The organism is Micromonospora sp. AKA38, assembly GCF_027925725.1.
Lineage (GTDB): Bacteria > Actinomycetota > Actinomycetes > Mycobacteriales > Micromonosporaceae > Micromonospora.
The window spans coordinates 245,219-262,210 of the sequence record NZ_BNEI01000007.1; the positions used below are offsets into that span (position 1 = coordinate 245,219).

Here is a 16,992-nt window from a genome sequence, read left to right on the forward strand (position 1 = left end):
CGGATCGGTCAGACGGCCGCCGGCACCCACAGCTCGTCGATCGCCCGCTCGGCGGCGGCGAGGCTCGCCTCGTGCAGCGGGACCAGCTCGGCCATCGCCGGGTTGACCGGGGCCAGGGTCAGCTCGGCCGAGATGAACCGCGGCTCCAGGCCGGTGCGCGACAGTCCGTGCGGCAGCCAGGGCTCGGCGTGGTCCCAGCCGGCGCGCGGGGTGCCCGCGCCGTAGCCGCCGCCCCGGGTGCCGAGCACGATGAACTCACGACCGCCGAGCAGCCCGGCGCCGGTGGCCGGGTCGAGCGCGAGACCGGGCGCGATCAGGTGGTCGACCCAGGCCTTCACGCTGCTGGGCGGGCCGAAGTTGTAGAGCGGCAGGCCGAGCAGGATCGTGTCGGCGCGCAGGACCTCGCCCACCAGGTCCTCGGTCACCCGCCAGGACGCGCGCTGCTCGGGCGTGTGCTGGTCGGGCGGCACCGCCCGGGCGAGACCGCCGGCGGTGTCCAGGTGCGGCACCGGGTCCTGACCGAGGTCCCGGTAGGTGACCGTGCCGCCGGGGTGGGCGGCACGCCAGGCGTCGGCCGCGCGGGCGGTGAGGCGACGGCTGACCGACCGCTCACCGTTGATGCTCGAGTCGATGTGCAACAGGTGGGCCATCGTTTACTCCTCCATCGATCGTTCGTGTAGCACGAACCATTTATAGCAGGTCGATGTTCCTTGTTCGCCGTAGACTGGGTCACATGCCAGCCGAGCCCGCCGACGAGCGCCGCTCCGGGCCGCTGCTCCAGCACCTGGCCCGACGGATGCGGCTGCGCTCGGAATCGGTGCTGACCCCGCTCGGCCTGCGCGTCCGGCACCTGGTCGCGCTCACCGTGCTGCGTGACTCGGGCGACATCAGCCAGCAGGGGCTGGCCGGCACGCTCCAGATCGACGGCACCAACGTGGTCGGGTTGCTCAACGACCTGGAGTCGGCGGGCCTGGTCGAGCGCCGTCGCTCCCCGACCGACCGCCGGCGGCACGTCGTCAGCCTCACCGGGGCGGGCACCACCCGGATCCGCGAGGCCGAGTGCGCGCTCGCCGACGCGGAGGACGAGGTGCTCGGCGCGCTGGCGCCCGACGAGCGGGAACTGCTCTACGACCTGCTCCGGCGGGCCAGCCAGGGCTGCGCCCCGACCTGCACCGAAGCGGTCACGGAGAGCCCGGACGCCTGCTGACCGGGCCGGCGCCGGTCACGCCGGGACGGTCGACGGCGCTCAGGCCGTGGTGGTCGCCTGCGGGCGGTCGTCGCGGACGTGAACCAGCATGTCGCCGGTCTCGATCACCGCACCGGCCCGGTCGTTCAGCGCGACCACCTTGCCGCGCCGGACCAGTGCGATGACAAGCGACTCCAGCTCACGCGGCGAGCGGCCCACCTCACTGCGCTCGGCCGAGCGCATCGCCAACGCCATGCCCTGACCGGGGGTGAGCAGGTCCTCCACCACGTCGATCAGGGGCGGGGCCGAGGTGGAGAGGCCGAGCAGCCGACCGGCGGTGGCCGACGAGACGATCACGTGGTGCGCGCCGCTCTGCTTGAGCAGCGGCGCGTTCTCCGCCTCCCGGACCGCCGCGATGATCCGCACCTGACCGGCGGTGAGCTGCCGGACGGTCAACGCCACCAGCACCGAGGCGTCGTCGCTGTCGGTCGCGATGATGACCGCCTTGGCGGTGCGGATGTGCGCCTCCTCCAGCACCGACGAGCGGGTCGCCGAGCCCTCGATCGTCACCAGCCCGTTCGAGGTGGCCTGGCGCAGCGCCGGCCCGCTTCGCTCGACCACCACGATCTTGGACTTGTCCGCCCCGTTCTCCAGCAGCGCGGAGACCGCGCTGCGGCCCTTGGTGCCGTAGCCGCAGATGATGACGTGGTCCTTCACGGATCTCCTCCACCGCGACAGGCGACGGCCGGTCCGGTACTGCTCGGTCAGGACTTCCAGGGTGGTGCCGACCAGGATGATCAGGAAGAGCACCCGGGCGGGGGTGATGAACAGGACGTTGATCAGGCGGGCCGACGGACTGGCCGGCGTGATGTCGCCGTACCCGGTGGTGGAGAGCGAGACCACCGTGTAGTAGAAGCAGTCGAGCAGCGTCAGGCCGTCCTCGTTGACGTCGCGGTAGCCGTCGCGGTCGAGCCAGACCACGAAGACGGTGGCGAAGACCAGGCCGAGGGCGGCGAGCAGGCGCAGGCTCAGCGCGCTCAGCGGCCCCCGCCGTTGCGCGGGAAAATGGATCACCGTCGGTCCCGCTCCGCCACCGTCGCCTGCACGCCCTCAAGATAGCGGGTACGCCGGGAGTCGGCCGGGCGGGCCGTGGGACCGGCCCCCGCACCGCAAGCGGTAAGGATCTCGTCACATCCGTCGACGCCCCAGGGGGTGAGACTCGACCCGACGGATGTGACGAGGGGAGTCGGATGCGTACAGGTGCGGCACTGACCACGCTGGCCGTGGTCGTCGGGATGGCTCTGGTCGGCCCCTCACCCGCGGTGGCGGGCACGCCGACGCCCGCCTCGGCGATGCCGACGGCGAAGCGCACCGCCGTCGTGCTGCCGTCGCTGACCGGCCGGGGCAGCACGGCGTACGACGTCAACCCGGCCGGGGTGGTGGTCGGGTCGGCGGAACTGGCCAGCGGCTACTGGCACGCGGTCCGCTGGTTGAACGGGCGGATCGAGGACCTGGGCACGCTCGGCGGGCCGAACAGTCAGGCCCAGGCGATCGACGAGCGGGGCCGCATCGTCGGCACCGCCCAGGCCGCGGACGGCAGCAGCCACGCCGTGGCCTGGGTCGACGGGAAGATCCAGGACCTCGGCCTCACCGGTGGCATCTTCTCCGTCGCGTACGACACCGCCGGGGACCGGGTGGTCGGCGTCTATCACGTCACCGACAGCTTCGCCGGGCGGCGGGCGTTCGTCCGCACCGGCAACACCGAGATCACCATCGACGCGCCGCCGGGTGCGAGCGCCGTCGCGGTCAACGAGGCGGGCACGGTCGCCGGCACCTACGGCTACCGGGACTGGACCGACCCGCCGTTCGTCAACCAGGCCTTCGTGTGGCGCAACGGGGTCGTCCGGCCGCTCGGCACCCTCGGCGGTCCCACCAGCGACGCGAGCGGCATCAACGATCTCGGTCAGGTGGTCGGCACCAGCCGGACCGCGGACGGCGCGTTCGCCGCGTTCTTCTGGAACGGTACGACGATGCGCCGGCTGTCCACCAGTTCGGCGTCCCCCACCGCGCAGGCCGTGAACGACTCGGGTCTGGTGGTCGGCACCGACGGCACCGGCGGCCGGGCGATGCTCTGGCCCACACCGACGGCGGGCTCCCAGCTGCTGCCACTGCCGGACGGGGCGGTGGGCAGCGTCGCGATCAACGTCAACGACGCCGGTCTGATCGTCGGCCAGGCGGACTTCCTCTCGCCGAGCTTCCACAGCCGAGCGGTCGTCTGGCGTTGACCGACCCCGGCCCGGTCGGCATTACGGGGGCCGACCGGGCCGGTCCACGCCGGCGGGACGGGGCATGATGGGTAGCGTCGGCGAACGGCGACCGCGAGGAGGCCGGCATGTCGTTGCTGCGACGGGTGATCGGCGGGGTGCTGCGGCGGATCCGCCTGCGTCAGGGCCGCACGTTGCGCGAGGTGGCGCAGGCGGCCGGCGTCTCCCTGCCCTACCTCTCCGAGGTCGAGCGCGGGCGTAAGGAGGCCTCCTCCGAGGTGCTGGCCGCGATCTGCCGGGCGCTCGGCATCCACCTCGCCGACCTGCTGGAGGAGGCGCGCGACGAGCTGCGCCGGGAGCGGCCCACGCCGGTCGGTCCCGGGGTGCCACTGGCCCGGCTCGACCGGGTGCCCGCGGCCCGCCGCGGCCCGCAGCTCCGGGTCGGCCCGCCCCGCCTGCACGCCACCCGACGCCCGGGCGGCCCGAACGCGCCGCATCCGGCCCGGCCGGTCACGCCGCCGCACACCGCGCACCCGGTCCGGTCGACCCCGCTGCTCGGCGGCGGGCTGCGCCCGATGGGCGTGTCCCCCACGCCGGTCGGCCCGCCGCTCGGCCACGCACCGGAGCTGTTCGGCACCGGCATCCGGATCTGGCTGATCCCGACGCCGGCCGCGCGCCCGCGCCCGCGTACCTCACCGGCGCTGGCCCGGCGCCGGGCCCGCGCGGCCCGACGGCGCCCGGTCGCGGCGTAGCGCCCACGGTCGGGGCCGACGAACGCCGACCGGGCGTGGCGCCGGTCGCCGCGACGGACGACCGGGGTGCGGCCCGCACCGACCGGCGGCGCCGACCCGGTTCTGCCGAGGGCGAGTCTGCCCGGGGCAGAAAGCCTGGGCCGCGCGGGTGCGCCCGGCGGACGCTGGAGACCGCCGGCTCGCCGGGCGGTCCCCGCCCACCGGCGTCACGGAGGTGGGCAGTCATGAGTGGCATCTGGATGCGGGACGAGAGGCAGCCGGTCTTCGGCGACCGGGTCTTCGAGCGGCTGCTCAAGGAACGGATCATCTTCCTCGGCACCGAGGTCACCGACGACTCGGCCAACCAGATCTGCGCGCAGATCCTGCTGCTCGCGGCCGAGGACGCGGAGCGGGACATCTACCTCTACATCAACTCGCCGGGCGGCTCGGTCAGCGCCGGGATGGCCGTCTACGACACCATGCGGTGGGTGAAGAACGACGTGGCGACGCTGGCGCTCGGGATGGCCGGCTCGATGGGGCAGTTCCTGCTCTGCGCCGGCACGGCGGGCAAGCGGTTCGCGCTGCCGCACTCGCGGATCATGATGCACCAGCCCTCCGGCGGGTTCGGCGGCACGGTCGCCGACATCACCATCCAGGCCGAGAACATGCTGCACGTGAAGCACACCATGCAGGAGCTGATCGCCCGGCACAGCGGGCACACGCTGGAGGAGATCCAGCGCGACTGGGACCGGGACCGCTGGTTCACCGCCGAGGAGGCCCGCGAGTACGGGCTGGTCGACCAGGTCCTCTCCCGGGTCGACCAGCTCGCCGGCTGAGCCTCTGCTTTGAACTCGAAGTTTCCCGGTGATCGGCGGCCCACCCGGACCGCCCCGGCCGCGCGGACCGGGGCCGTCCGGGCCACCGCCGCCGGTCAGGGGTAGCTGACCACCGGGCTGGTGCCGTACGAGCCGACCACCGGGGTGCCGGCCTCGTTGATCGTGCGCTCGATCCCGCCGCTGCCGTTCAGGAACACGGTGATCGCGTCGTGGAACCGTACGCCGGCCCGGCGCGGCGCCTCGATCGCCCGGTCGCAGCGGATGTCCACGCCCTGGTTGAAGTACGCGTAGACGCCCAGCCCCCACGCCTCGTGCGTGCGGACGTGCGGGGCCACCCGGTAGGAGGCCCAGCCGTCGCCGGTCGGGCTGCGCCAGGCCGCCTGGCTCGGCGGGTCGTAGGGCAGCTCGCTCTGGTAGAACACGGTCCGGCCGCGCTCGCCGTGCCAGCGGGTCTGCCAGCGCTGGTAGTGCTCGACGAAGAGCCCGTACGCGGTGACGTCGTCGCCGTTGACCACCACCCCGGTGGCGGCCGTGTTGACGTCCCAGCCGATGGTGCCCGGCTGGCCGTGGTCGCCCCGCCAGGCCCAGATGTTGTCGATCAGCGTGTGCCGGCTGTGCACCACCAGACTGGTCACCGCCCGGCCGGCGGACGGACCGCCGACGCGGAAGAAGACGTCCTGCAACGAGATCGGGTTGTCGGCGTGCGCCCGGTGGCTGTGCCGCCCACCGACCTCGACCAGCACCTCCGACTCGACCGGCCCGGCGTCGACGAGCACCCCGGCGATCCGTACCCCGTCGACGTCCTCGATCCGCAGCGCCGCGTCGCCGGTGACCGGCGCGAGGCTGGGCATGCCGAGGCCGAGCACGACGGTGTTCGGCCGGCGGACCCGTAGCGCCCGGTCCAGGCGGTAGACGCCGGGGGTGAGCAGCAGGTGGCGGCCCCGGGCGAGTTCGGTGTTGATCCGCGTCGCGGTGTCGGTGGGCCGGGCGATGAAGAAGTCGGTAAGCGGCAGCGACGGCGTCGGCGCGCCGCCGGCGCCCCAGGTGGTGCCCGCGGTGTCGCGGCGCAGGCGGGGCACCGCCACCCGCCAGCAGCCGGCGCGGTCGACGAAGAGGTACGGCTTCTCCCGGATCACCGGGCTGGTCGGCAGCGTGGTGTACGGCGGGTCGGGGAAGCCCTGCGCGGGCGCGCCGACCACGCCGGAGAAGACCTGGTTCCACACGCCGTTGGTCCACTCGCCGCCGAGTTCGCTGTCCCGGGTGAGCCACTGCTGCTGGGAGCCGTTGATGGTGATGCCGTCCACCTTGGAGTCGGCGATGAAGCCGCCGCTGGAGTAGCCGCCGTTGCCGGGTTCCAGCCAGAGCACGCCCTTGACGTGCACCCGGCGCATCGGCGACGCCTGGGAGACGGCCCACTGGTTCGACCAGTCGGTCGGGGTGACGGCGAGGTTCTCCGCCGAGCGCCAGAAGTTGGTCAGCGCGGAGATGCCGGCGGGCGAGTTCGGGTCGGGCTGGCCGATCACCCGGACCGCGCCGTGGATTTCCACGTCGTCCGGGTGGGCGCCGAGCCCGGCCACGGTGGTGTAGTAGCCGAGTCGGGCGTCCACCTCGTAGCGGCCGGGCTTGAACAGCACGGCGTACCGGTCGGCGCCCATCTCGTTGTGCTCCTGGGCGGTGAAGATCCGGTCCAGGGTGGACTGGATCTCCTCGGTCGGGGTGCTCGGGTCGTAGACGAAGACGTTCGGGCCGAAATCGGGCTCGCGGGCGGGCCGCGCGGTCGGGGACGCGACGGCGGCACCGGCCGGGAGACCGAGGGCGGTGAGCGAGGCCGCCGAGGCGGTGAGCGCGAGGAAGCGGCGGCGGGAGGGGTCGGATGATCGCATCTGCCTGCCTGTTCGGTGGTGGAAGGAGAGCGGAGAGCGCTCTCTCGCCGTTCCTACCGCATCCCCGTCGATCCCACCAGAGCCCGCCGGTTCCGGAACCGGGAAGCATCGCGGCGCGGCGGTGGTTGACCCAAGAAGTTGAACTCGCAACCACAGGGAGCGCGCATGTCCATCGCCGTCACCGGGGCCACCGGCCAGCTCGGCCGCCTCATCGTCACCGCGCTGCTCGACCGCGGCGTACCGGCCGGGGAGATCGTGGCGATCGGCCGCGACCGCGAACGGCTGGCCGACCTCGCCGGCCAAGGCGTCGTCACCCGCCCGGCCGACTACGACGACCCCGACTCGCTCCGGGCCGCCCTCGCCGGAGCCGAGAAGCTGATGTTCGTCTCCGGCAGCGAGGTCGGTCGACGTCGACCCCAGCACGCCAACGTGGTCACCGCCGCCCGGGAGGCCGGCGTCGGGCTGGTCGTCTACACCAGCATCGCCCACGCCGACACCGCCGAGATGCGGCTGGCCGGCGAGCACCGGGACACCGAACGGCTCATCCGCGACTCCGGGCTGCCGTACGTCTTCCTGCGCAACAGCTGGTACCTGGAGAACTACACCGACCAGCTCGACGCGTACCGGGAGCACGGGGTGGCGGGCGCGGCGGGCGACGGGCGGGTCAGCGCCGCCACCCGCGCGGACTACGCCGAGGCCGCCGCCGTGGTGCTCACCTCAGAAGGTCACGACCAGCAGGTGTACGAGCTGGGCGGCGCGCCGTTCACGCTCACCGACCTCGCCGCCGAGGTGGCCCGGCAGACCGGCGCGCCCGTCGGCTACACCGACCTGCCGGCGGACCGCTACACCGAGGTGCTGGTCGCCGCCGGCCTGCCCGAGGGGTACGCGGCCGTGCTCGCCGACAGCGACCTCGGTCTCGCCCGGGGCGAACTGGAGGTCGGCGACGATCTCGCCAAGCTGCTCGGCCGCGCCCCGACCACGCTGGCCGAGGTGATCCGCGCCGCACGCTGACGACGCCGCCGCGCCCGGCCGCCCCGAACGGCGGTCAGGCGCGGTCGGCGCGCTGCTTCACGAGGTCGTCGACGAGCGTCTCGACGTAGTCCGCGGTCTCCTCCCACCGGGTCACCGCGACGCTGCGGATGCCCATGGCCTTGACCGGGTAGTCGTTGCCGCCCACATCCAGCCGATCCCCCACGAACAGCACGTTGTCGATCTTCAGATCGAGGTGCTCCAGCAGCTTCCGCATGCCGTACGCCTTGTCCACACCCTGGCGCGTCACGTCGATCGAGGTCGAGCCGCCGCTCCGGACCTCCAGGTCGGGCAGCTTCGCGGCGACCGCGTCGCGCAGCCGCTTCTTCTTGCTGCCGTCCGGGTCCCAGCCGTACTTCTCCGCCGGCGGAGCGGACTGCCCGAGCGCGGAGAACGTGATCTGGCTGCCCCGGTCCTCGACGATGTCGCCCCACGTCTTCGTCTCCCACAGCCCGAGCGCCTGCGCCGACTCGGTGAGCGCGGCGATCACCCGGGCCTTGTCCGCCTCGCTCAGATCCTCCGCGTAGACCAGCCGCCAGTCGCCGGACGACCAGCGGTAGTAGCGGGTGCCGCAGGTCGGCATCAGGTGCAGCCGGTCGCGCTGCTCCTCGGTGAGATCGAGGTGGGCCAGCACCTGCGACTGGAACTGCTCGAACCGGCCACCGGAGATGATCAGGACGTCCACCTCGGTGAGCAGGTGACCGAGCAGGCCCGCCATCCGACGATCGATCTGGGACTTGGAAATCGCCAGGGTGTCGTCGAGGTCGAACGCCACCACTCGAAGATCGTTCACGAATACCTCATGTGTCGTCGCGGGCTGGTCGGGACTAGCAGGGTACCGATGCGGCCTGACGCGTTCCTGAGCGCCCGGGGGCTCCACCCATTGACGGAGAGTAACAAGCAGGCCGCGTACGACGACCGGAAAGCGCTGGACACGCGGCGTCCTCGACGTCGATGGTGAGCCGATGCGCCAGGACGAGATCTGGGACGGCGAGGCCGCCCGACGCTACGACACGCCGGGCGCCGGGATGTTCGCGCCAGAGGTGCTCGGCCCCACCGTCGACCGGCTCGCCGCGCTCGCCGGGACCGGACGGGCCCTGGAGTTCGCCATCGGCACCGGCCGGGTGGCGGTGCCACTCGCCGCGCGCGGCGTACCGGTCAGCGGGATCGAACTCTCCGTACCCATGGTGGAGCAGTTGCGGACGAAGGTCGACGCCGCCACGGTCCCGGTGGTGGTCGGCGACATGGCCGGCGCGACCGTGCCGGGCGAGTTCAGCCTGGTCTACCTGGTCTACAACACCATCGCCAACCTGCTCGACCAGGACCAGCAGGTCGCCTGCTTCCGCAACGCGGCGCGGCACCTCGGGCCGGGCGGCCGGTTCGTGATCGAGCTGTGGGTGCCGGAGCTGCGCAAGCTGCCCCCGGGCCAGCAGGCGACCGTGTGGCACACCGAGGCCGGCTACATCGGCCTGGACACCTACGACGTGCTGCGCCAGCGGGTCGTGTCGCACCACTTCCACTTCGGCGACGGCCGCGAGGCACGGGTCTTCCGCACCCCGCACCGCTACATCTGGCCGTCCGAACTGGACCTGATGGGCCAGTTGGCCGGCTTCACGCTGGAGAGCCGGCACGCCGACTGGTCCGGCGCGGAGTTCACCGAGGAGTCCCGCTCCCACGTGTCGGTCTACCGGCTGGCCTGAGCGCTCCCCGATGACGAAGGCGCTCGTCACCGGCACGTCCGGCCGATCACGTCACCCGGCCACTGGCACCGATCCACACCCTCCGCTACGATCAGCAATCGACACGTCACTATAGGTTGATCACCCCGGGTTGGTCCGTGGGTGACCCGATCTGCTTCGGGGGTTGACCAATGCCGGACGTCGCCGAGGTCACCGCGCAGCCGTACCCGTTCAGCCCTCCCGACCGGCTCCACCTCGACCCGCGCTACGCCGAGCTGCGGCGCACCGAGCCGCTCATCCGGGTGCGGCTGCCGTTCGGCGAGGAGGCATGGCTCGCCACCCGGCACACCGACGTACGGACCGTCCTCGGTGACGCGAGGTTCAGCCGGGCCGCCAGCGTCGGCCGGGACGAGCCGCGGCTCACCCCGAGGCAGATCGAGGGCGGCATCCTGTCGATGGATCCGCCGGAGCACACCCGGCTGCGGCGGCTGGTCGCCAAGGCGTTCACCGCCCGCCGAGTCGAGCAGCTCCGGCCCCGCACCCGGCAGATCGCCGACGAACTCATCGATGCCATGGTGGTGGGCGGGCCGCCGGCCGACCTGGTGGAGCACTTCGCCACCCCGCTGCCCATCCAGGTGATCTGCGAGCTGCTCGGGGTGCCGTTCGCCGACCGACACCTGTTCCACGTCTGGTCGGAGGCGATCGTCTCGACCACCTCGCTGCCGCCCGAGCGGATCCAGGAATACCTCGACAACCTGTACGCGTACATCGGCGAGCTGGTCCAGCAGCGACGCCGGGCGCCCACCGACGACCTGATCTGCGCGATGGTGCGGGCGCGCGACGAGGACCAGGACCGGTTCACCGAGCAGGAGATCGTGCAGCTCGCCGCCGGGCTGCTCGCCGCCGGCCACGAGACCACCGTCACCCAACTGCCGAACTTCGCGTACGTCCTGCTCACCCACTCGGAACAGATGGCCTGGCTGCGGGCCGACCCCGCCCGGGTGCCGACCGCGATCGAGGAGCTGATGCGCTACGTCCCGCTCGGGGTGGCATCCTCATTCGCCCGGTACGCCACCGAGGACATCGAGGTCGGTGGAGTGCTGGTGCGGGCCGGGGAACCAGTGATCGGCTCGATCTCGTCGGCGAACCGCGACGAGACCGTCTTCGCCGACCCCGATCGCCTCGATCTCGGTCGGGAGACCAATCCGCACATCGGTTTCGGGCACGGCGTGCACCACTGCCTGGGGGCCCAGCTCGCCCGGATGGAGCTACAGGTCGGGATCGGCACGCTCGTCGCCCGGCTGCCCGAGCTGCGGATCGCCGTCCCCGAGCCGGAACTCACCTGGAAGAGCGGCATGATCGTCCGAGGTCTGGCCCGGATGCCGGTGGCCTGGTGAGCGCCGGCTGGCGGATCGCCGTCGACGCACGGCGCTGCATCGGATCGGGTGGCTGCGTCGGCATGGCGCCGGCCCACTTCCGGCTGGAGTCCGGGTCGGCCACCCCGATCGCGGCAACCGTCGAACCGGACGAGACGGTGATCGACGCCGCCGAGTCGTGCCCGGTCGAAGCGATCACGGTACTCGGCGACGACGGTGAGCTGGTTGCTCCCGCCTGACGCGACGACGCCTGGCCTCGACGCACCGGAGTCGTTCCCGCGGGTCGTGGGTCACTGAGGGTTTCGGGGCGTAATGCAGATTCAGATAGACGAAGAGCAAGGCCCTGGTCAGCTCTTTGCTGGTCAGGGCCTCGTACTGGTGCCCCCGGCAGGATTCGAACCTGCGACACACGGTTTAGGAAACCGATGCTCTATCCCCTGAGCTACGAGGGCGCGAGGGCACAGTCTAGCGACCTGGGGGTTCATCTGGGGTGGCAGGGAGTGGCCCACGTTCACCCACGTCACCCGGACCCCTGTTCGCCCAGCCCAGGGAGTCTCTACGCGAGTTCGCACAGCGCCACCTCTGCTGATCTTGGTTGTTTGGGCTGGTAGGGGGTCTTGTCGCGGATGCAGGCCCAGAGGACGTTGAGGCGTTGTCTAGACAGGGCGGCGGTGGCTTGACGGTGGGTTTTCCCTTCGGCTCTTTTCTTGTCGTAGTAGGCGCGTGATCGTGGGCAGTGGGTCAGCGCGGTGAAGCTGGACATGCTGAACACCCGGCGCAGCCCTCGGTGGTAACGGTGGGGTCGGACCTGGTGGCCCTGCCTGCGGCCGGAGTCCCGGGAGATGGGCGCGAGGCCGGCGTGGGCGGCGAGCGCTGCGGGGCTGGCGTAGGTGGTGAGGGTGCCGGCGTAGGCGAGGAACTCGGCGGCGAGGGTGGTGCCGATGCCGGGCAGGCTGGTGACGATCTCTCCCAGCTCGTGCTCCGCGACGATGCCGGCGATGGTTTCCTCGATGGCGGTGATCCGGTCGTTGACCGCTTCCAGGTCGGCGGCCATCTGCGCCACGATCCCGGCCGCAGTGGCCTCTCCGGCGACGGCGACGGTCTGCGTCCGCGCGGCAGTGAGGACTTTGACGGTCAGCGCCTTGGCGGCCCGCACGCCGTGCTGGCGTAGGTAGTCCAGGATGCGGGCTTCACCGGCGCGGCGCAGTCCGCCGGGGGTCTGCCACTGCGCGAGGAGCCGAAGCGCGCCCTTGCTGCGCAGGTTCAGCGTCTTCTCCAGGGCGGAGCTGATCATGGTCAGTAGGTCCTGGATGCGGGCGGTGATGCGGACCCGGTCGGCGACCAGGTCGAGTCGGCGGGAGACGAGCAGCTTCAACTGCTGCTGCACCCCGTCCGCATGCGCAGGGTCTGGGCGATGACGTAGGCGTCGTGGGCGTCGGTCTTGCGTTTGCCGTGAAAGGCCTCCGCCATCCGCGAGGTGACCGTGCCGCTGACGTAGCGCACGTCCGCGCCCCGGTCGAACAGGACCGCCAGCACCAGCGACGCGGGTCCGCCGGGCAGGTCGACGGCCCAGCGGATCGGCTTACGGCGTTTGCCGAGCCGTCCGGCGATGCCGGAGATGGCCTGCTGGTCGTTGGGGATCTTCTCGGACAAAACGACGGTGCCGTCGTCGTCGACGACGCACACGTGGTGGTGGGTCTTGCCGACGTCGACGCCGGCCCACAGGCTGCCCACCGGGCATCACCCTTTTCGCTCGTGCTGGTCAGGGGGTGTGGACCCGCCGCGGTTCAGTAGCCACAACTTCGGAAAGGGCGATCGGTCGCAAGTCTCCATCCAGTGCTGATACAGCGGTCATCAGCGAGGGTCGGGGCGTCCTACTCCTAGCTGGCCATGACATAGGCGGCACACACCCAGACAGTCACCCGACCCTCCGGGTCCACCCCTGCAAACGACACGGTTCGATGTCTGGTTGCGGGTCCCGACGGACGCCTGGAGCGCACCGCCGCCGGCGTCGACTGTCTGGGGCGTCACGCTGGCACGCCGCACCGGCCCTCCACGATCCTCGTCGCACCTTGGCGACGGTCAGCGGGGAACCATGCGTCAGGTTTCGAGACCTGTGCGGTTGAGGCGTTCGAGCAGGCTGGGCTTGCGGGCGTGCACCGTCCGTAGCTCGGCCAGGCGACTTCGGAACGATGTGCTGTCTCCGTCTCGTTCAGCGAGGTCGCGCAGGTCGACGAGGAGTTGAACGGCGGTGTCGTACTCACGGGGTTTCTTCGTGGCGATGAGTTCGGCGACCCGCTGCCAGGCGGCGGGTTGGTCGACTGCGAGGGTGTCAAGGTGTCGTTGCCGTGCTGCCGCAGCGGACCGTTCGCGGCGAATCCGGTCGCGTTCGTGCTGCTCGGCGTCCCGTCGTTCCCGTTCGGCGCGCAACTCCGCGGCGGTGGCGAGCAGTCGCCCGGCAGTGCGGATGGCTGCCGGGGCGGGGGAATCGGTGCGGTGTTCGTCGCGGTAGCGGCGTAGCAGTCGGCTGCGTAGGTGGCTGTCACCGCCGGTGATCAGGTCGGCCAGGATGGCGTCCTTGTCCGGGGCGGGCAGCCCGACGACCCAGGTGCGTAGCTGCGCAGCGGTCGGTTCACCGGAGGCGACCGGCGACGATCCGGCCGCCGCGGCCGCGATCAGGTCGGGGTCGATGCGCAGGAACTCGGCGACGGCGGTGAGGGGCGCGTCGAGGGTGCCCAGTCCGGCCGGGACGGGCGGTTCGGGTTCGTCGTCGGCGATCTCGGCGGACTGTACGCAGCGGAGCCAGGCCAGGTAGAGCAGGCGCTGGTCGCCGGCGGCGAGGCCGGCCCGGACGGGGATGATGGAGGCGAGCAGGCCGTGGCCGTCGAGGTCCCACTCGTCGGCGCCGTCCTCGTCCTCGTCGTGGAGGTCGATGATGACGTGTGTGCCGGCGGTCCAGGCGGATGCGCTGTCACCCTGGCAGTACCGGGCGACGGTGGCGGGGTCGAGCACGTTCTTCGGTAGCCGCAGCATGAGCTGGCGGGTGCCCCAGTTCGCCAGGTACAGGTGCGCGTCGAAGTACCGTTCCATGAGCGTTCGCGGGTCGCCCTTGAAGTCGCCCCACTCGTAGGTGTTGACGAAGCTGGTGGCGGTGATGTCGGCCCGGGTGGTCAGCGACCGCAACTCGGCCCGCTCCCGGCCGGTGAGGGGCCGGTCGACGGCGGTGAACTCGTAGTACTGGTACTCGCTCACCGTGGCCTACCTTCCGGCCCAGTGCCGGTAGGCGTCGATCCACCCCGCACCGTCCGGCGCGGGGGTGGGTAGCGGCAGGTCGAGTAGATCAATCTTCTGCCGGTGGTGGCCTCGGGCGCAGACCGCGACGATGCTGTTCGCGGCTAGTTCGATCTTGCGCACGGTGACCTCGACGCCAAGGACGGTGGTGGTGAACGGCACCGCCAGATGCTCCTCGATCATGTTGAACAGGCCGGCGCGCTCATCGTCGTAATCGTCCGTGTCGACAGTAGCTTCCTCGATCATCGCCTCCAGCGCGGCGCTGCCCTTCGATGCCATCGGCGGAGGATAGCGGACCGGTGCCGAGGTGTTCGAAGCCTGACGCGCGAGGATGGTTGGCATGGGTTCGGTGGCCGAGTTCGTCGATCTTCGGCGGGAGGTGGAGCGGTTACGGGCGGAGAACGCCCGGCTGGGACGTCTGCTGGAGTTGCGCGGCCAGGACACGACTGCGGCGCCAGAACAGTTGTCCGCTCCGGTGGAGCCGCCGGGGCTGGTCACCATGGCTTCGCCCACCCGGGACAAGCTGGCGTTGTTTGCCGACCGGTTCCGAGCCCGGACCGACGTGTACGCCGTGCGGTGGGACAACGCCCGTACCGGCGCTGCCGGGTGGATGCCCGCGGTCGCCGGCGGCTGGCGCAAGGGTATGGACCGGCGCGGTGCCACCTACCTGCCCCGTACGACGGAGGTCGTCGCGACGCATCTGGTCGGCGACGTGTTCATGGGCATGTACCCGCTGATGCCCGGCAACACCTGCCACTTCGTCGTGGCCGACTTCGACGGGCCGACGGCGATGCTCGACGCCCTCGCGTACGTGAAGGCGGCGCGAGCCAGCGCGGTGCCGGCCGGATTGGAGATCTCCCAGTCAGGCCGCGGTGCCCACGTGTGGGTCTTCCTCACCGGTGCTGTTGCCGCGGCCACCGCGCGGGCCGTCGGCACGGTCCTGCTGCGGGAGGCGATGGTGCTGCGCGGGTCGATGGATCTGCGGTCGTACGACCGGCTTTTCCCCAACCAGGACGTCCTGCCCGAGGGTGGCTTCGGCAACCTCATCGCCGCACCCCTGCAGGGCCGCCGCCGCAAGGACGGACTCACCACCTTCCTCGACCTCGGCACCCTCGAGCCGCACGCCGACCAGTGGGCGTTCCTGTCAACACTGGACCGGCTCAGCCCCGGCGACGCCGAACACGTCGCCCGGCAGGCCAAGCAAGCCCTCACCGGCGCGGACGTCGCTACGATGAGCCGGTCTGCCGCACCCAGGTCCATCCACCGCTGCCTCCGGTGGTCCACGCGGAGGCCGGTGCCGGGCTGAGCATCGACGCCAGGCAGCTCACCCCCGCCGCGCTGGCGACGTTCAAGCACGCCGCCGCCATGGCTAACCCGAAGTTCTACGAGTTGCAGCGGCTCCGCAAGTCCACCTGGGACACCCCACGCTTCATCCAGGGCTACGACCTCACCCTCGATGACCGCCTGGTTCTCCCGCGGGGCCTGCGGCACACCATCGCCACCATTGTCGAGCGCGCCGGGTCACGGCTGGCCGTCACGGACGCACGAAACTCCGGGACCGAGATCGACACCGCGTTCACCGCCGAACTCACCAGCAGACAGGCCAACGCGGTCGGCGCACTTCTCGCCCACGACGACGGAATCCTGGTCGCCCCACCGGGCTCCGGCAAGACCGTCATGGCCTGCGCCCTGATCGCCGAACGCAACACCTCCACCCTCGTCCTCGTCGACCGCAAAGCCCTCGCGGACCAGTGGCGCACGCGCATCGAGCAGTTCCTCGGCATCAAGCCCGGGCAACTCGGCGGCGGCCGACGCAAGCTCACCGGCACGGTGGACGTCGCACTGCTGCCCTCCCTCGCTCGACGCGGCGACGTAGCCACCCTGACCCAGGAGTACGGGCACGTCATCGTCGACGAATGCCACCACCTCGGCGCCGCAGCCTACGAGCACTCGGTCAAACGGATCGCCGCGCAGTTCTGGCTCGGCCTCACCGCCACCCCCACCCGACGCGACGGCCTCGGACAACTCGTCACCTGGCAACTCGGACCCGTCCGCCACACCCTGACCGACGAAGAACAAGGCACCCTCGCTGCCGCGATGCACACCGACGCCGGACCCCGGCGAGCGCTGTTCATCCACGAGACCACATTCCAGCCCGGCGACGTCGACCTGGACGCGCCCGGCGCGCTCGCCGAGGTGCACCGACGGCTGGCCCTCGACGAGCCCCGCAACACCCAGATCGCCGATGACGTCGCCGCGGCCCTGGCGCGCGGCCGCAACTGTCTCGTGCTGACCCGACGGGTCGCCCAGGTCGGGGCACTCACCGCTCTGCTCGCCGCACGCGGACACCAGCCGCTCGTGCTCCAAGGCGCGATGAGCACCCGCGAACGGCGGACCGTCGTTGACCGGCTCGACGGCGCCAAGGCCGGTGACGGCCTGCTCGTCATCGGCACCACACCGTTCATCGGCGAAGGCTTCGACGCCCCCGCCCTCGACACCCTCTTCCTCGCCGGCCCGATCTCCTACGACGGCCTACTCGTCCAATGCGCCGGCCGCGTCATCCGCGCCGCACCCGGCAAGGACCTCGCCGAAGCCCACGACTACCACGACCCGGCCGCACCTATCCTCGCCGCCTCACTCCCACGCCGCACGCCCGGATACCGGGCCCTCGGCTTCATCAGACAGTGAGTGCATCCCATCGCGATCACCAGACTGGT

General features: G+C 71.5%; 16 protein-coding genes, 1 tRNA gene and 1 pseudogene. 10 read left to right on the forward strand and 8 right to left on the reverse strand.

What is annotated here, in order from left to right; all coding sequences use genetic code 11:
• Positions 1-8: 8 nt before the first annotated feature.
• Positions 9-650 (reverse strand): FMN-dependent NADH-azoreductase, encoded by a 642-nt coding sequence (locus TPA0908_RS28370; RefSeq protein WP_281943167.1) that lies wholly within the window; start codon positions 648-650, stop codon positions 9-11.
• Positions 651-733: 83 nt separating this feature from the next.
• Here TPA0908_RS28370 and TPA0908_RS28375 point away from each other — a divergent pair, with 83 nt between their 5' ends.
• On the forward strand, positions 734-1,207 hold the full coding sequence (locus TPA0908_RS28375; protein WP_281943169.1) for a MarR family winged helix-turn-helix transcriptional regulator: 474 nt from the start codon (positions 734-736) through the stop codon (positions 1,205-1,207).
• Between the two features lie 39 nt (positions 1,208-1,246).
• On the opposite strand, the gene TPA0908_RS28380 is transcribed toward TPA0908_RS28375, so the two are convergent.
• Entirely contained in the window at positions 1,247-2,260 is a 1,014-nt protein-coding gene (locus TPA0908_RS28380; protein WP_107154879.1) for a potassium channel family protein, read from the reverse strand.
• 176 nt (positions 2,261-2,436) lie between these two features.
• On the opposite strand from TPA0908_RS28380, the gene TPA0908_RS28385 reads away from it, so the two are divergent.
• The 3 genes from TPA0908_RS28385 (at position 2,437) to TPA0908_RS28395 (ending at position 5,017) form a co-directional block, all read left to right on the forward strand.
• Complete coding sequence (locus TPA0908_RS28385; protein ID WP_281943171.1) at positions 2,437-3,471, forward strand: hypothetical protein; 1,035 nt, start codon at positions 2,437-2,439, stop codon at positions 3,469-3,471.
• 107 nt (positions 3,472-3,578) lie between these two features.
• Positions 3,579-4,202, forward strand: coding sequence for a helix-turn-helix domain-containing protein (locus TPA0908_RS28390; RefSeq protein WP_281943173.1), 624 nt, complete (start codon positions 3,579-3,581; stop codon positions 4,200-4,202).
• A gap of 224 nt (positions 4,203-4,426) precedes the next feature.
• On the forward strand, positions 4,427-5,017 hold the full coding sequence (locus tag TPA0908_RS28395; RefSeq protein ID WP_281943175.1) for an ATP-dependent Clp protease proteolytic subunit: 591 nt from the start codon (positions 4,427-4,429) through the stop codon (positions 5,015-5,017).
• Between the two features lie 95 nt (positions 5,018-5,112).
• Here TPA0908_RS28395 and TPA0908_RS28400 read toward each other — a convergent pair whose 3' ends face one another.
• The gene (locus TPA0908_RS28400; RefSeq protein WP_281943176.1) at positions 5,113-6,900 is read right to left on the reverse strand and encodes an adenylyl cyclase; all 1,788 of its coding nucleotides are present in this window, start codon (positions 6,898-6,900) and stop codon (positions 5,113-5,115) included.
• Positions 6,901-7,065: 165 nt separating this feature from the next.
• Here TPA0908_RS28400 and TPA0908_RS28405 point away from each other — a divergent pair, with 165 nt between their 5' ends.
• Complete coding sequence (locus tag TPA0908_RS28405) at positions 7,066-7,911, forward strand: SDR family oxidoreductase (protein WP_281943177.1); 846 nt, start codon at positions 7,066-7,068, stop codon at positions 7,909-7,911.
• A 34-nt stretch (positions 7,912-7,945) separates the two neighbouring features.
• On the opposite strand, the gene TPA0908_RS28410 is transcribed toward TPA0908_RS28405, so the two are convergent.
• Positions 7,946-8,722, reverse strand: a complete 777-nt coding sequence (locus tag TPA0908_RS28410) for an HAD-IIB family hydrolase (RefSeq protein ID WP_281943180.1) — start codon at positions 8,720-8,722, stop codon at positions 7,946-7,948.
• A gap of 172 nt (positions 8,723-8,894) precedes the next feature.
• Between TPA0908_RS28410 and TPA0908_RS28415 the strand changes: the two genes are divergently transcribed.
• From TPA0908_RS28415 to TPA0908_RS28425, 3 genes are all read left to right on the forward strand, one after another.
• Positions 8,895-9,629, forward strand: a complete 735-nt coding sequence (locus TPA0908_RS28415) for a class I SAM-dependent methyltransferase (protein ID WP_281943182.1) — start codon at positions 8,895-8,897, stop codon at positions 9,627-9,629.
• 170 nt (positions 9,630-9,799) lie between these two features.
• The gene (locus tag TPA0908_RS28420) at positions 9,800-11,005 is read left to right on the forward strand and encodes a cytochrome P450 (protein ID WP_281943184.1); all 1,206 of its coding nucleotides are present in this window, start codon (positions 9,800-9,802) and stop codon (positions 11,003-11,005) included.
• Complete coding sequence (locus tag TPA0908_RS28425; RefSeq protein WP_281943186.1) at positions 11,002-11,223, forward strand: ferredoxin; 222 nt, start codon at positions 11,002-11,004, stop codon at positions 11,221-11,223. The genes TPA0908_RS28420 and TPA0908_RS28425 overlap by 4 nt, the downstream gene beginning before the upstream one ends.
• A gap of 137 nt (positions 11,224-11,360) precedes the next feature.
• Here TPA0908_RS28425 and TPA0908_RS28430 read toward each other — a convergent pair.
• The 4 genes and pseudogenes from TPA0908_RS28430 to TPA0908_RS28450 all read right to left on the reverse strand — a co-directional run bounded on the left by TPA0908_RS28430 (position 11,361) and on the right by TPA0908_RS28450 (position 14,554).
• Positions 11,361-11,436, reverse strand: a tRNA-Arg gene (locus tag TPA0908_RS28430).
• A gap of 104 nt (positions 11,437-11,540) precedes the next feature.
• Positions 11,541-12,718 (reverse strand): annotated as a pseudogene (locus TPA0908_RS28435) (IS110 family RNA-guided transposase).
• A 366-nt stretch (positions 12,719-13,084) separates the two neighbouring features.
• On the reverse strand, positions 13,085-14,236 hold the full coding sequence (locus TPA0908_RS28445; RefSeq protein WP_281943193.1) for a hypothetical protein: 1,152 nt from the start codon (positions 14,234-14,236) through the stop codon (positions 13,085-13,087).
• A gap of 6 nt (positions 14,237-14,242) precedes the next feature.
• On the reverse strand, positions 14,243-14,554 hold the full coding sequence (locus TPA0908_RS28450; protein WP_281943195.1) for a hypothetical protein: 312 nt from the start codon (positions 14,552-14,554) through the stop codon (positions 14,243-14,245).
• Positions 14,555-14,615: 61 nt separating this feature from the next.
• Here TPA0908_RS28450 and TPA0908_RS28455 point away from each other — a divergent pair, with 61 nt between their 5' ends.
• Both TPA0908_RS28455 and TPA0908_RS28460 read left to right on the forward strand, forming a co-directional pair.
• Positions 14,616-15,581 carry a TOTE conflict system archaeo-eukaryotic primase domain-containing protein gene (locus TPA0908_RS28455; RefSeq protein WP_281943197.1) on the forward strand — a complete coding sequence of 322 codons (966 nt, stop codon included), beginning with the start codon at positions 14,616-14,618 and terminating at the stop codon, positions 15,579-15,581.
• A complete protein-coding gene (locus TPA0908_RS28460) occupies positions 15,551-16,963 on the forward strand; it encodes a DEAD/DEAH box helicase (protein ID WP_281943199.1) in 1,413 nt (470 codons plus the stop codon). The genes TPA0908_RS28455 and TPA0908_RS28460 overlap by 31 nt, the downstream gene beginning before the upstream one ends.
• Positions 16,964-16,992 lie beyond the last annotated feature (29 nt).

Coding starts and splice junctions, on each gene's coding strand:
- TPA0908_RS28370 (WP_281943167.1), bottom strand. CDS start 650: ATGGCCCACCTGTTGCACATCGACTCGAGCATCAACGGTGAGCGGTCG.
- TPA0908_RS28375 (WP_281943169.1), top strand. CDS start 734: ATGCCAGCCGAGCCCGCCGACGAGCGCCGCTCCGGGCCGCTGCTCCAG.
- TPA0908_RS28385 (WP_281943171.1), top strand. CDS start 2,437: ATGCGTACAGGTGCGGCACTGACCACGCTGGCCGTGGTCGTCGGGATG.
- TPA0908_RS28390 (WP_281943173.1), top strand. CDS start 3,579: ATGTCGTTGCTGCGACGGGTGATCGGCGGGGTGCTGCGGCGGATCCGC.
- TPA0908_RS28395 (WP_281943175.1), top strand. CDS start 4,427: ATGAGTGGCATCTGGATGCGGGACGAGAGGCAGCCGGTCTTCGGCGAC.
- TPA0908_RS28400 (WP_281943176.1), bottom strand. CDS start 6,900: ATGCGATCATCCGACCCCTCCCGCCGCCGCTTCCTCGCGCTCACCGCC.
- TPA0908_RS28405 (WP_281943177.1), top strand. CDS start 7,066: ATGTCCATCGCCGTCACCGGGGCCACCGGCCAGCTCGGCCGCCTCATC.
- TPA0908_RS28415 (WP_281943182.1), top strand. CDS start 8,895: ATGCGCCAGGACGAGATCTGGGACGGCGAGGCCGCCCGACGCTACGAC.
- TPA0908_RS28420 (WP_281943184.1), top strand. CDS start 9,800: ATGCCGGACGTCGCCGAGGTCACCGCGCAGCCGTACCCGTTCAGCCCT.
- TPA0908_RS28450 (WP_281943195.1), bottom strand. CDS start 14,554: ATGGCATCGAAGGGCAGCGCCGCGCTGGAGGCGATGATCGAGGAAGCT.
- TPA0908_RS28455 (WP_281943197.1), top strand. CDS start 14,616: ATGGGTTCGGTGGCCGAGTTCGTCGATCTTCGGCGGGAGGTGGAGCGG.